Genomic DNA, 13,043 nt, shown 5'->3' with positions numbered 1-13,043 from the left:
AACTGATCATCAGCGTTCTCGCCTTTGTTGGCGCGTTCGCCACGGTCTTCGCCATGGCCCTGCCCCTTCTTGAGCGGGACCGGCGGGCGGCCCGCTTGCGGTCGATCTCAAAGGCGCGCGAAGAGTTCAGTCGCCAGCAGCGGGCTGAAATGGAGCAGAAAAGGGCCCGTTGGCGGCCGCAGCGCAGTGTCAGCGTGCTGCAGTCGATGGTCGACAAGTTCAATCTCGAAAAGCTGATCGCGCCGAAAGGCATCAAGAAAAAGCTGGTACAGGGCGGCTATAGACAGCCCTTCGCGGCACAGGTCTATGTTGGCCTGCGGGCGATCTTGATGGTCGTTTTTCTTGCCCTGGCATTCCTCTATACGACGGTCCTGGTTCAACAAGAGCTTGTTTTTTTTCAAGAAATTGGCGCGCTTGTGGGGGCCGCGGCCGTTGGCTTCTATTTGCCGCACATCCTGCTGGTCAACGCGATCACGAAACGGCAGCAGGACATGACGCTGAATTTCCCGGATGCCCTGGACCTGCTGGTGATCTGTACCGAGGCGGGGTTGTCCATTGAGGCGGCGTTCCAGCGGGTCACCCATGAACTGGAGGATGCGTCCCCAACCCTGTCCGAGGAATTCGGACTGACCACCGCCGAACTGGCCTTTCTTGGGGACCGGCGCCGGGCCTACACCAACTTCGCCGAACGCACCGGCCTGCCGGCGGCGAAGGCGCTGGCGGTGACGCTGTTGCAATCGGAAAAGTACGGCACTTCGGTCAGCCACGCCCTGAAGGTCCTGTCGCAAGAGAACCGGGCCGAGCGCATGTCCCGCGCCGAACGCAAGGCGGCCGCCCTGCCGGCCAAGTTGACGGTGCCGATGATCACGTTCTTCCTGCCCGTTCTGATTCTTGTGATTCTCGGTCCGGCCGGCATTCAAATCGCGGAAATGGGCGCGTTTTGAGGGGTCACGAAGGGAAAACGCCTTCGGTCCAAGCCTCTTGCGCCGCCAGTCGCATCAACGCGTGATCGCCGTGTGATGCCGCCCAACGAAATGGTGCCCTTTTCCTCGGGCGGCCGGCGTGCCCCTGGCATCGCTTCGCGATGCCAGCTTCAACCGAAATGGGGCCTGCGCCCACCAAGTATGGCCGCGCATTTAGCGGCCGGGGTGGCGACGAAATCAAAGACTCCGCATCGTCGGCGCGCCGAAGTGACCCTGGCCGGACGAGTCATTCCTATCGTCGGACGGTGTGATCACGGAACGACGGTCTCGTCGCGCCCTGTCTCCGACAGTCGCAACTGATCCACGCCCTTGCGTCCCAGGCCGGCAGGGGCGCGCGTGCGGTCGGGACAAGCGAATGCGACGTCAAGCGCCGGGCACGGTGACGCCCGTCACTGACGGGGACAGTTCCGGGTTCGTACCATCGGAGCATGACCTTCGGCATGTGGTGTCCATGTGCCGATCAAGAGGACATCGCGACATGACGAAACGACCTGAAACCAGGAGGTGGTGGGGACGGCCTTTCCGTCTTCATCGTGACAAACGTGGCACGGTGGCGGTGGAATTCGCATTGCTCGCGTTGCCACTGTTCATGCTGATCGTGGGCGTCATTGAAATCGGCGCCATGCTCATCCAGAGCGTCATGCTGCACGGCGCCCTTGAAGAAGGCGCGCGCAAGCTCAGAACAGGCCAAGTGTATCAGGCCGCGTCCCCTTGGCAGGAGTTCAACGACACCGTATGCGGTGAGATGTTGCTCATGATGTCGTGCGGCGATCTCGAGTACGACGTGCGCCACTACCGTAACTACGAATCGCTTGATTTGGCGCCGGTTCCCCTTGGCGATGACGGGATGCCGTCCTCGCCGGTGTTCGACCCCGGTGATGCGGGAACGATTACGGTTGCGCGTTTGTTCGCGCGCTACGAGTTCTTCACACCGCTGATCGGGCACTTCTTTGAAGACACGCACAACAGCCGTCTCATCCAGTACACGGTGGTCGTGAAGGGGGAGCCATGGACATGATTCGCAAGCTGCTTCGGTGCCGGCGCGGCGTGGCGGCGCTGGAGGCGGCACTCTCCATCCCGATCCTGGTGACCATGTTCATCGGCATGGTCGAGTTGACCGCCTACATTGAGGCGCACCGCAAGGCGTTGACGGCGGCCCAGACGGTGGCCGACCTGGTGGCCCAGGAATCCAGCATCTCGGACGCCACACTCGCGGATATCCGGTTCGCGGCCGACGCGATCATGCACCCACTGGCGACCGAGACCGTGAGCGTGACGATCGCCAGCGTCGGCTTTGATGAGCAGGGCAATCCGGACCTTTTGTGGGAAGACAGAGAGGCCGGGGGCGGTTCGGTAAGTGTTTCCGAAGCCGAAGGCCTGGGATCTCCCAATGAAAGCGTGATCGTCGTCAAGATGAGCTACGAATACAATAGCCCCTTTGGCTTCATGCTCCAAAGCGAATCTTTTGAAAACGACGCTTTCGCTCGGCCGCGTATCACGCGCCGCATTGCACTCAACGGAAAAGTGGACCACACGTCATGAGACGCTACACCCCAACCTGGATCGGCAGGATCCTGCGCCGTTTGCGCCGCGACACCCGTGGCGTCACGGTCATCGTGTTCGGCCTCCTCATGGCGCCGCTGTTCCTCGCCCTCGGCGGTGCGGTTGACCTGGGCGTGGCATACTACCTGAAGAACCGCCTGGGGTATGCCGTCGATGCGGCCGCGCTGGCCGTGGGGTCAACTGTTGACGAGGCTGTCGACATCATGGATCGCGCCCGGGACTTCGTCATCGCCAACTACCCGGACGACACCATTGGTCATGTTCACGATATCGTGGCCTTCGAGGTCGACAACGTCGTCACGGTCTCGGCGAAAGCCACGTTCGACACCTTCTTCATGAAACTGTTCTCGCTCGAGGAACTCACGGTCTATGCCGAGTCCGAGGTGATCCGGGCCATCAAGGGCTTGGAAGTCGCGATGGTCCTCGACAACACGGGCTCCATGCGCGGCAACAACAATATCGGCGCGCTGCGGGACGCGTCCGAGGACTTCGTGAAGATTCTGTTCGGCAGCGAGACGGTTCACCCGAAGCTGTTCGTATCGATCGTGCCCTATGCCGCGTCCGTCAACCCGGGGCCGGAAGCCTTTGGCGGCCACACCTCGCCGACGGCGCCCGCCTGGTGGCCCGAGGAGAGCGACCCGAACTACGTGCCCTTCGAGTGGAACCCCGATGATGGCGGGTCCTTCGCCGATGGCTTGGGTTGGAAGGGCTGTGTCATGGAGCGCACCGGTAGTGATCTGCTCGGCGACGACGATCCCGCCGGCTGGGAGGCCTGGGCCTGGGAACCCGATCCCTCCAACGACTACGATCTTGAGGATATGGAGGGTACGGTCCGGTACAACCCCTCCACCTACCAGAACAGCGGCACCGGCCCGAACCTGGGATGCCCCTCGCCGATCATTCCGCTGACCAACAAGAAGGGTGACTTGATCGACGTCGTCAGGGGCCTGGACGCCTGGCACCGGGGCGGAACGATGGCCGATATCGGCCTGGCCTGGGGGCGTCGCGTCCTGTCTCCCGAGCCGCCCTTCACCGAGGGCCAGCCCTGGAACAAGGAACTGTGGGAAAAAGCCATCGTGATGATGACCGACGGCGTCAACCAGTTCTACAAGCTGCCAAATGACGCCGGGCCGAACGAGGAATACGAGGACGTCAACTCCGACTACACGGGTATTGGCTGGCTGTCCTCGGACAACCCGCGCATCGGCACCAACAACATGGGCGCGGCCAACGACACGATCGACGACCGTATGGCCGCGATGTGCGAGGAGCTGAAGCAGAAGGGCATCATCGTCTACACGGTGACCTTCAGCAGCGGCATCGACCAGGCCACGAAGGACCTGTACCGCAACTGCGCGACCGACCCGACCAAGTGGTTTGACAGTCCGACTCAGGCGGACCTCAAGGCATCCTTCAAGGCGATCGCCGTTGAGCTAAGCAATCTGCGGGTCAGCCGGTAGGGGGCGGCCCATCCCGGACCCTGGAGACTCACGAGACTGGGAGGCGGTGACCCCGCCTCCCTTTCCTGTTCCATCACCACGGACCGACTTTGGTCGTCAGGCGGGCGTGCAGGGCGGTGTAGGCCGCCTCGAACGCGGTCGCGGCGGCCTTGACGTCGTCGTCTGCGGTCAAGCCGAGGCTGTCGAGTCGGGTCAGGATGTCCTCGATGCACATGGCTTCCATCTGTTCGATGACCTGCTCGACGGGGTCCGGCGGCGGGGCCAGACTTGGCCGGCGGTCGCTGACGAAACGGATACCGAGTTCCTGACCGGATCGGCGGACGACCTCGGCGTTCAGGGTTTCGCCGTCGGACAGGGTCAGCTTGAGATGACCCTCCGGCATGGCACCGGTGTCGGTCGTCTGGATACGCGCTCCGGTCGAGGAAATGTCCTTCACGAAACAGCGGATCGAGGACGTTCCGTCCGCCAACACCAACCACCCGCCCTTGAGCACGCGGCGGCGCTTGGCGCTGCGGCGGTGGATGATCGGTCCCGGCTCGTCTTGGGCATGGTTGCTCGGCGTCACCACATGGCCTCCTTGGAACGCTGCCCCACGTCACTGTGTGCCGTGTTGGTGGTGCGATCCAGAAAAAAACGCGGGCGCGGCCGCGTCAGTGAGTGTCGCGGTCGGCGACGGTCAGCGGCTGGATAGGGCCGGCGGCGAACTTGATCAAGTCAAGGGGAACGCATGTCGACGGACGCGATAGTGATGACGGTGGTTGAAGCGGCGCAGAAAGAGAGATAGCCTTCCATTTTACACGTTGGCAATACAGGGGCGCCGTTGCATCCTCGGTCGCCGATCGCGTTTTCCCTGATTTCGGTCCGGCCCCCTGTTGCCGGGCGGGCGCACGGAACGCGCGCGCGCCACGGGCGCTCGGGATGGGCAACAGCCAACTGTCATGGACGTTGAGTCACGAAGGCCCGCACGTCTTCCGGCAAGGAGCAAGGAATGGTCACGAAGACAGCCAGACCGGAAGGGGGCAGCGATATCGGGGCGGGGGTGGATCAGGGACAAAGCGATGGGGCGTCGGCTGCGTCGCTGAAGGACAACAATTTGTTGCGGTGCCTGCCGCCTGATGCGTTGGCGCGGGTGGAAGAGTCGTGTCGCTGGCGCCAGTTGGAAACCAACGATGTCGTCTTCGATCAAGACGATTCCAGCCGCGACGTGTTCTTTATTGTTCGCGGGCGTCTGCGGATTCTTGTGTTCCGGGGGCCGAGCGAGGACGACGACGCGGAGGAGGCCCCGCCGGGATCCCCTGGGGGCGCGGCAGCCGGGAGACCACCAACGGACCCGGGCGCGGAGTCGGCCGCCGATTCGGTGGCGGAGACTGACAGTATTAGGGCCGGCCTGCTCGCGTTCGAGGCGCTGGTGGACGAGGGCGCGCCGATGACCTTGACGGAACTGGGGGCGGGTGACACCTTCGGCGAGTTGTCGGCGATCGATGGGCGGATGCGCTCGGCGCGGGCCGTGGCCCTGGAACCCTCCCTCGTTGCCATCATGGAAGGCGAAGCGTTCGTCGACCTGGTGAAGGCGCACGGAGACCTTGCGATCGCCCTGTTGCAGCGGGTCGCCGGCTATCTGCGGACCTCCAACCGGCGCATGTACAATCTCTCCACCTTGACGGCGAAGCAGAGGGTGTATGCGCAGCTCGCCCGGCTCTCCGAGATCAATCCGAGCGCGCGCATGGAATGGATCATCGATCCCCTGCCGTCGCACGCGGACATCGCGTTCTGGGCGGGGACGAAGCGGGAAACGGTCGCCGCGGCCATCGGTTGGCTGGCCCGCGAAGGCGTCGTCTCGCGCCAGCATCGGGCCTTGCTCGTCCGGGATCCCGCGCGGCTGAAGGCGCTGGCCCATGTCTGACCGGAAGCGTGTTGCGCGTAGGGCCAAGGCCATCGGCGTTCTGACGGTGGGGCTGGCGGTTGCTGGGTGTTCGAGCCTGGGATTGGACGGCGCCACCACGGGCCGGTCATCGGGTTCCCAGGACCGCGTCCTGGTGGAGACGCTGAGTCAGATGGCCCGGGACAGCGAGGCCAGGACCCGATATCCGCAGGCTGTCGACCAGTATTCACGGCTAGTCGAGGCGGCGCCCGAGAATGAAGAATACGTGCTCGGTCTGGCACGCAACCTCAGGTACATGGGGCGGCCGCAGGAGGCGCTGCGCCAATTGCGCCGCGCCCTGTCCGAAGACCGCATAGACGAGTCCCTGGATGTCAGGATTGAGTTGGCCCGGGCCTTGGCCGCGACGGGCGCCCACAGCGATGCGGCGGCTCTCGTGGCGGAGATGCGCACGCAGGCGCCCAACGATCCGCGTATCCTGGCCCTGGCTGGAATCCTGGCCGATCGGGATGGCCGACACCAGGCGGCACAGGAGGCGTACCGGGCCGTGCTGGCGGCGAACCCGGATGACCTGCGCACCGCCAACAACCTGGCCCTGTCGCTGGCGCTGTCCGGAGACCTGGAGCAGGCGATCCGGTTGCAGACGGACACCGCGCGCCATCCGGCCGCGACCCTGCAAATGCGCCAGAACCTCGCCGTGTTGTACGCGTTCGCCGGGCGGATGGACATGGCGGAACGGGTGACGCGGGCCATTCTGCCGGAAGCCCAGGCCGATCGCGTCCTGAGGGACCTGGCGCGGATGGTGGGGCGCGGGGAGGCGGTGCCGCGTCCCGATGTATTTGGGGCTGGCCCGACGCAGCCCTGATGCAAGGCAATCCTGACGCAAAGAGGCCCCGGCGACGGACATCGCCGGGGCCTCTTCGCAACCGGAGCCGGAAACAGCTCTTTATACCAGCGACGGAAACGTGACACGTTTTCCGGACCGTCGGCACACCACTTTGGGAGATCCCTCGCGTCCTAACGGACGCTTCGGGATGACGTATGTATTTGTTTTTTTTTTTGAGAATCGTCATCCCGAGCGAGCGAAGCGAGCCGAGGGATCTCCCGCGCCGGCACCGCGCCCGGCGAATGGCGAGGAGTCATGACTCCGGTCGGCTGGTATTACCGGTCCTTTTCGGCCTCCTGGCCTTTCAGCAGCACCGACTGGGCCGCCGCAAGACGGGCGATGGGCACGCGGTACGGCGAGCAGGACACATAGTCCAGATTCACCGTCTCGCAGAAGTGGATTGAATCCGGATCACCCCCGTGCTCGCCGCAGATGCCCAGCTTGATGTCCGGGCGGGTCTTGCGGCCGCGTTCGGCGGCGATCTGGACCATCTCGCCGACACCTTCGACATCGATGCTCTGGAACGGATCACGCGGGTAGATGCCCTTTTGGGCGTAGACCTCCAGGAACGGCGCCGAGTCATCGCGCGACATGCCCAGCGTCGTCTGGGTGAGGTCGTTGGTCCCAAAGCTGAAGAAATCGGCGTGTTCCGCGATCCGCCCGGCCTTGATGCAGGCGCGCGGCAATTCGATCATGGTGCCGACGTGGTACGCGATCCGCTGGCCCTTGGCGGCGAACGTCTCCTCGGCGACCCGGTCGACCAGGGCGCGCATGGGTTCCAGTTCCTTCCACGAGCCGACCAGCGGGATCATGATTTCCGGCAAAACCGTTTCGCCGCTGGTTTCCGAGACCTCCAGCGCGGCCTCGAAGATGGCGCGGGCCTGCATCTCGTAGACCTCGGGGTAGGTGATGCCCAGGCGGCAGCCGCGATGGCCAAGCATCGGGTTGGCCTCTTGCAGCATGGCGACCCGGCTCTTCACGGTGGCGGCGTCGACGCCCGCCGAGGCGGCCACATCGGCGATTTCGGTATCGGAATGCGGCAGGAATTCATGCAGCGGCGGGTCCAACAGCCGGACGGTGACCGGCAGCCCCTGCATGATGTTGAACACCTCCACGAAGTCCTGGCGCTGGTAAGGCAGCAGGTGCTCCAGCGCCGAACGGCGGCCGGCCTCGTCCTCGGCCAGGATCATCTGCCGGATGTGAATGATGCGCTTGGGGTCGAAGAACATGTGCTCGGTGCGGCACAGGCCGACGCCCTCGGCGCCGAACTTGCGCGCGGTGGCGCAGTCCTCGGCGGTCTCGGCGTTGGCGCGGACCTTCATGCGGCGCACCTTGTCGGCCCACAGCATGAGGTCGGCGAAATCGCCGCTCAGTTCGGGCTGCAGGGTCGGCACCTCGCCCAGGAAGACCTCGCCCTTGGCGCCGTCCAGGGTGATGATCTCGCCTTCGTTGACCACGGTATCGCCGACCTTCAGCGTCTTGGCTCGGTAGTCGACCCGCATCTCGCCGGCGCCGGCGACGCAGGGAACACCCATGCCGCGCGCCACCACGGCGGCGTGGCTGGTCATGCCGCCGCGCGTGGTCAGGATGCCCTGGGCGACGTGCATTCCGCCGATGTCCTCCGGCGAGGTCTCGACGCGCACCAGGATCACCTTCTTGCCCTTCTGCGCCCAGGCCTCGGCCTCGTCCGCCGTGAAGACGACCTGGCCGGACGCGGCACCGGGCGAGGCCGGCAAGCCGTGCCCGAGGAGGGTGCGCGGCGCATCGGGGTCGAGGGTGGGGTGCAGCAGCTGATCCAGGTGTTCCGGCGCGACGCGCAGGATGGCCGTTTCCTTGTCGATCAGGCCCTCGTTGCACATGTCGACAGCGATCTTCAGGGCGGCGGCGGCGGTGCGCTTGCCGTTGCGGGTTTGCAGCATCCAGAGCTTACCACCTTGGATGGTAAACTCCATGTCCTGCATGTCCTTATAGTGAATCTCGAGGCGGTCGCGGTACCCCACCAGCTCCTTGTAGATTTCCGGCATGGTTTCTTCCATGGCCGGCAGGTCGGAGTTGTTCTTCTCCTTGCCGGCGATGGAGATATTCTGGGGCGTGCGAATGCCGGCCACGACGTCCTCGCCCTGGGCGTTGACCAGATACTCACCGTAGAAGGCGTTCTCGCCGGTGGACGGATCGCGCGAGAAGCAGACGCCGGTGGCAGAGGTGTCGCCCATGTTGCCGAACACCATGGCCTGCACGTTGACGGCCGTGCCCCAGTGCTCCGGGATATGGTGCAGGCGGCGGTAGGTCTTGGCGCGCTGGTTCATCCAACTGCCGAACACGGCGCTGATGGAGCCCCACATCTGCTCGACGGGATCCTCGGGGAACGGGCTGCCGAGCTGTTCATGCACCTTGGCCTTGTAGACGCCGACCAGGTGTTTCCAGTCGTCGGCCGTCACATCGGTATCCAGGGTGTAGCCCTTGTCTTCCTTCAGGGCCTCCAGGATTTCCTCGAAGTGATAGTGGTCCACGCCGAGCACGACGTCGGAATACATGGTCACGAACCGGCGGTAGCTGTCATAGGCGAAGCGGGCGTCGCCGGACAGCTTGATCAATCCTTGAACGGTGGTGTCGTTCAGGCCCAGGTTGAGAACCGTGTCCATCATGCCCGGCATGGACGTGCGCGCGCCGGAGCGCACCGACACCAGCAGCGGGTTGGTGGCGTCACCGAACTTGGCGCCCATGATGGTCTCGATGCGGGCGAGATTGTCCATGACCTGCTGCTTGAGATCGGGCGGGTAGGTCTCGCCGTTCTCATAGTAGTAGGTGCAGACTTCGGTCGTGATGGTGAAGCCGGCCGGCACCGGAACGCCCAGCGAGCTCATCTCGGCCAGGTTGGCGCCCTTGCCACCCAACAGGTTTTTCATGTCGGCGCGGCCCTCGGCCTGGCCGTCCCCGAAGAAGTAGACCCACTTCGACATGTTCCCTCACCCTTCGATTTTGGAAAAGTCGGCCACGGTCTCCATGGCCAGCTGGATGCGCGACAGAAGCCGCAGTCGGTTGCACCGCAAGGACGGATCGTCCGCGTTGACGGTTACGGTCTCAAAGAAGGCGTCCACAGGGCTCCGCAGCAACGCGAGGCGTGCCATCGCGTCTTCGAACTGCTCGGCTCCAACGGCCTGGGTGGTCGCTGTCATGGTGTCGGAAAGGGCCGCGAACAGGGCGTTTTCCTCGTCTGTCCGCAGCAGATCCACACGGACGTCCTGCGTGTGGTAGCGAACCTGATCCTTCCGTTCCTCGATCCGGACGATGTTGGCGGAGCGGCGATACGCGATCAGTAGATTCGATCCGTCGTCACTTTCCACGAATTTGGCGAGCGCGTCCACCCGCGCCAAGAGGCGAACCAGATCATCCTCGCCGCCACGGGCGAAAACCGCGGCGATCAGGTCGTGGCGCACGCCGCGATCGCGCAGGTGCACCTTCAGGCGGTCGGCGAAAAAGGCCAGCAGATCGTCCAGGACGGCGTCCGATCCGTCGTGGTCCGCGCCACTGGGGGGCTTGCCTTGATCGTACGCAGCGGTGGCGGCGCGGAACGCCTCCAGCAGGGGCAGACGCAGCCCGTTTTCGACAATCAGACGGATGACGCCCAGGGCGGCCCGGCGCAGGGCGAACGGGTCGCGCGAGCCGGTCGGCTTGTCGCCGATGCGCCAGAACCCGACCAAGGTATCGATCTTGTCGGCCAGCGCGACGGCGACCGACACCGGCGCGGTGGGGCAGCGGTCGGCCGGTCCCAGCGGCGCGTAGTGCTCGGCCAGGGCCTCCGCGACGGCCGGATCCTCGCCGTCGTGCCGGGCATAGTACCGGCCCATGACGCCCTGCAACTCAGGGAACTCGCCCACCATGCCGGTGGTCAGGTCGGCCTTGCACAGCAGGCCAGCGCGCTCGCACAGGGCGGGCTCGGCCCCGGGAACGTGGGCGGCGAGACGAGTGGCGAGGGCGCGGATGCGCTCCATCTTGTCGTGGTCCGTGCCCAGGCGGGCGTGGAACACGCGGGCCTTCAGGGCCTCCACCCGGCTGGCCAGGGGCGCCTTGCGGTCCTGATCCCAGAAGAATCGAGCGTCGGACAGGCGCGCGCGCAGCACCCGCTCGTTGCCGGCGACGATGCGCGCGCCGCCGTCGGCGCCGCGCATGTTGGCGACGACGATGAACCGCGTGGCCAGCCGGCCGTCCGGGTGCTCCAGGCTGAAGTACTTCTGGTGGCCGCGCATGGCGGTGGTCAGCACCTCCGGCGGCACCGCCATGAAGGCGTCATCGAGTCGGCCCATCAGCACCTCGGGCCATTCCACCAGGCCGGCGACCTCGTCCAGCAGGCCGGGATCCGGCTTGAGGCGCAGCCCCTCGGACGCGGCGAGTGCCTCGGCGCGCTCATGAATAATGTGCGCCCGCTCGGCGGCGTCGAGCACGACAAACGCCTCGCGCAGGCGGTCGCGGTAGTCGGCGAAGTCGCGCACGGTGAACGGATCGGGCGCCAGGAAACGATGCCCGCGCGTGCCGGCCTGGAACGCCAGAAACGGTGTGTCCGCCGACGCCGTGTGGGGATCATCGACGAAGCCCACCGACACGGCCGGTCCCGATCCGTCCGGCCGGGCGCCGGGTGTCGCGCCCATACTCAGGCCGCCGTTCAGGGGCTGGCCGTCGAACACCGCGAGGATGTGGTGCAACGGCCGCACCCAGGTTAACGAGCCGGCCCCCCAGCGCATGGACTTGGGCCAGGGCAAGGCAGTGATGGCCTCGAACAGCAGGCGCGGCAGCACCTCATGCGTCGGCCGGCCCTTGTGCTCGATGACAGCGAAAAGAACCGGCCCCTTGGGTGTGTCGCGCGTCTCCACCTGATCGCGGGTCAGCCCGACCGAGCCCAGAAAGCCCTGGATCGCCTTGTCCGGCGCATCAGCCTTGGGGCCCTTGCGTTCCTCGCGGGTGTCGGGCTGGGACAGGGGCAGCCCGTCCACCACCAACGCCAGGCGGCGCGGCGTCGCGAAGGCCTGCGCGCCGTCGAACGCCAGCCCGGCCTTGCCCAGGCCGTCTGTCACCAGCCGGCGCAGGTCCTCGGCGGTTCGGTGCTGCATCCGCGCGGGAATTTCCTCGGAGAACAGTTCCACCAGCAACTGCGCCATGGCCTAGCCCTCCGCCACGGTGGAGGCAGGCAGATGGCCACGGCTCCGCAGCCAGCCCTCGGCGCAGCCCTTGGCCAGCGTGCGCACCCGGCCGATGTAGGCGGCGCGCTCGGTCACCGAGATGACACCGCGCGCGTCCAACAGGTTGAACCGGTGCGAGGCCTTCAGGCACTGGTCATACGCTGGCAGCGCCAGGCCGGCGTCGAGCAGACGGCCGCACTCGGTCTCGGCGTCGGCGAAGTGGCGGAACAGCGCGTCGGTGTCGGCGTGTTCGAAGTTGTGCGCGGAGTACTCCCGCTCGGCCTGCAGGAACACGTCGCCGTACGAGACGCCAGAGCCGTTGTAGTCCAGGTCGTACACGTTCTCGACGCCCTGGATGTACATGGCCAGCCGTTCCAGGCCATAGGTCAGCTCCAGCGACACCGGATCGCAGTCGAACCCGCCCACCTGCTGGAAGTAGGTGAACTGGGTGACCTCCATGCCGTCGCACCAGACCTCCCAGCCCAGGCCCCAGGCGCCCAGGGTGGGGCTTTCCCAGTCGTCCTCGACAAAGCGGATGTCGTGTTCCAGGGGGTCGATCCCCAGCGCTCGCAGGCTGTCCAGGTAGAGGTCCTGCGCGTCGGCCGGCGAGGGCTTCATGATGACCTGGAACTGGTAGTAGTGTTGCAGGCGGTTCGGGTTCTCGCCATAGCGGCCGTCCGTGGGCCGGCGCGAGGGTTGCACATAAGCGGCCGCCCAGGGCTCCGGCCCGAGCGCCCGCAGCGTGGTCGCCGGATGGAAGGTGCCGGCGCCCACCTCCATGTCATAGGGCTGCAGGATCACGCATCCCCGATCGGCCCAGTAGGATTGCAGCCGAAGGATCAGGGACTGAAAACTGGGCGGGGATGCCGGGGCGGCACGGTCCATGGGGGTCTCGCTGGCGGGAAAGGACGACGACTCTGCGCGGGCACGCTAGCCGTGCCCCCGGGACCGGTCAAGGTGGCGGGCTGGGCGTCAGCAATTCTCAGGATGGTGGGAGAACGTCGGTTGCGGCCGGCGCCGGCCTGTTCTCCTCCCCCCTCCGGGGCTATCATATTCACACTTCTCCGCCAGCTCGTAGGGTGCGTCTGACCGCCGCGA

At 65.6% G+C, this 13,043-nt stretch carries 10 protein-coding genes; 6 read left to right on the top strand and 4 right to left on the bottom strand.

What is annotated here, in order from left to right:
* The first annotated feature begins 53 nt into the window (after positions 1-53).
* The 4 genes from Q0309_RS04860 (at position 54) to Q0309_RS04845 (ending at position 4,006) form a co-directional block, all read left to right on the top strand.
* Positions 54-944, top strand: a complete 891-nt coding sequence (locus tag Q0309_RS04860) for a type II secretion system F family protein (protein ID WP_299438041.1) — start codon at positions 54-56, stop codon at positions 942-944.
* 517 nt (positions 945-1,461) lie between these two features.
* On the top strand, positions 1,462-2,001 hold the full coding sequence (locus Q0309_RS04855; protein WP_299438040.1) for a TadE/TadG family type IV pilus assembly protein: 540 nt from the start codon (positions 1,462-1,464) through the stop codon (positions 1,999-2,001).
* Positions 1,998-2,525, top strand: coding sequence for a TadE/TadG family type IV pilus assembly protein (locus tag Q0309_RS04850; protein WP_299438039.1), 528 nt, complete (start codon positions 1,998-2,000; stop codon positions 2,523-2,525). Before Q0309_RS04855 ends, Q0309_RS04850 begins: the two co-directional genes overlap by 4 nt.
* Complete coding sequence (locus Q0309_RS04845) at positions 2,522-4,006, top strand: TadE/TadG family type IV pilus assembly protein (protein ID WP_299438038.1); 1,485 nt, start codon at positions 2,522-2,524, stop codon at positions 4,004-4,006. The genes Q0309_RS04850 and Q0309_RS04845 overlap by 4 nt, the downstream gene beginning before the upstream one ends.
* 73 nt (positions 4,007-4,079) lie before the next feature.
* Here Q0309_RS04845 and Q0309_RS04840 read toward each other — a convergent pair whose 3' ends face one another.
* On the bottom strand, positions 4,080-4,571 hold the full coding sequence (locus tag Q0309_RS04840; RefSeq protein WP_299438037.1) for a PilZ domain-containing protein: 492 nt from the start codon (positions 4,569-4,571) through the stop codon (positions 4,080-4,082).
* Positions 4,572-4,994: 423 nt separating this feature from the next.
* On the opposite strand from Q0309_RS04840, the gene Q0309_RS04835 reads away from it, so the two are divergent.
* Entirely contained in the window at positions 4,995-5,909 is a 915-nt protein-coding gene (locus tag Q0309_RS04835) for a Crp/Fnr family transcriptional regulator (protein ID WP_299438036.1), read from the top strand.
* On the top strand, positions 5,902-6,750 hold the full coding sequence (locus Q0309_RS04830; protein WP_299438035.1) for a tetratricopeptide repeat protein: 849 nt from the start codon (positions 5,902-5,904) through the stop codon (positions 6,748-6,750). The genes Q0309_RS04835 and Q0309_RS04830 overlap by 8 nt, the downstream gene beginning before the upstream one ends.
* 296 nt (positions 6,751-7,046) lie before the next feature.
* Here Q0309_RS04830 and ppdK read toward each other — a convergent pair whose 3' ends face one another.
* From ppdK to Q0309_RS04815, 3 genes are read right to left on the bottom strand one after another with little or no spacing between them, the layout of a single operon-like run.
* The gene (ppdK, locus tag Q0309_RS04825; protein ID WP_299438034.1) at positions 7,047-9,731 is read right to left on the bottom strand and encodes a pyruvate, phosphate dikinase; all 2,685 of its coding nucleotides are present in this window, start codon (positions 9,729-9,731) and stop codon (positions 7,047-7,049) included.
* Positions 9,732-9,737: 6 nt separating this feature from the next.
* The gene (gene glyS, locus Q0309_RS04820; RefSeq protein WP_299438033.1) at positions 9,738-11,924 is read right to left on the bottom strand and encodes a glycine--tRNA ligase subunit beta; all 2,187 of its coding nucleotides are present in this window, start codon (positions 11,922-11,924) and stop codon (positions 9,738-9,740) included.
* Positions 11,925-11,927: 3 nt separating this feature from the next.
* The gene (locus Q0309_RS04815) at positions 11,928-12,830 is read right to left on the bottom strand and encodes a glycine--tRNA ligase subunit alpha (protein ID WP_299438032.1); all 903 of its coding nucleotides are present in this window, start codon (positions 12,828-12,830) and stop codon (positions 11,928-11,930) included.
* Positions 12,831-13,043: the final 213 nt, after the last annotated feature.

This window comes from uncultured Rhodospira sp. (assembly GCF_937138205.1).
Taxonomy (GTDB): domain Bacteria; phylum Pseudomonadota; class Alphaproteobacteria; order Rhodospirillales; family Rhodospirillaceae; genus Rhodospira.
Note: the sequence above shows the minus strand (reverse complement) of the source record. Positions and strands in the feature narration are given on the sequence as shown.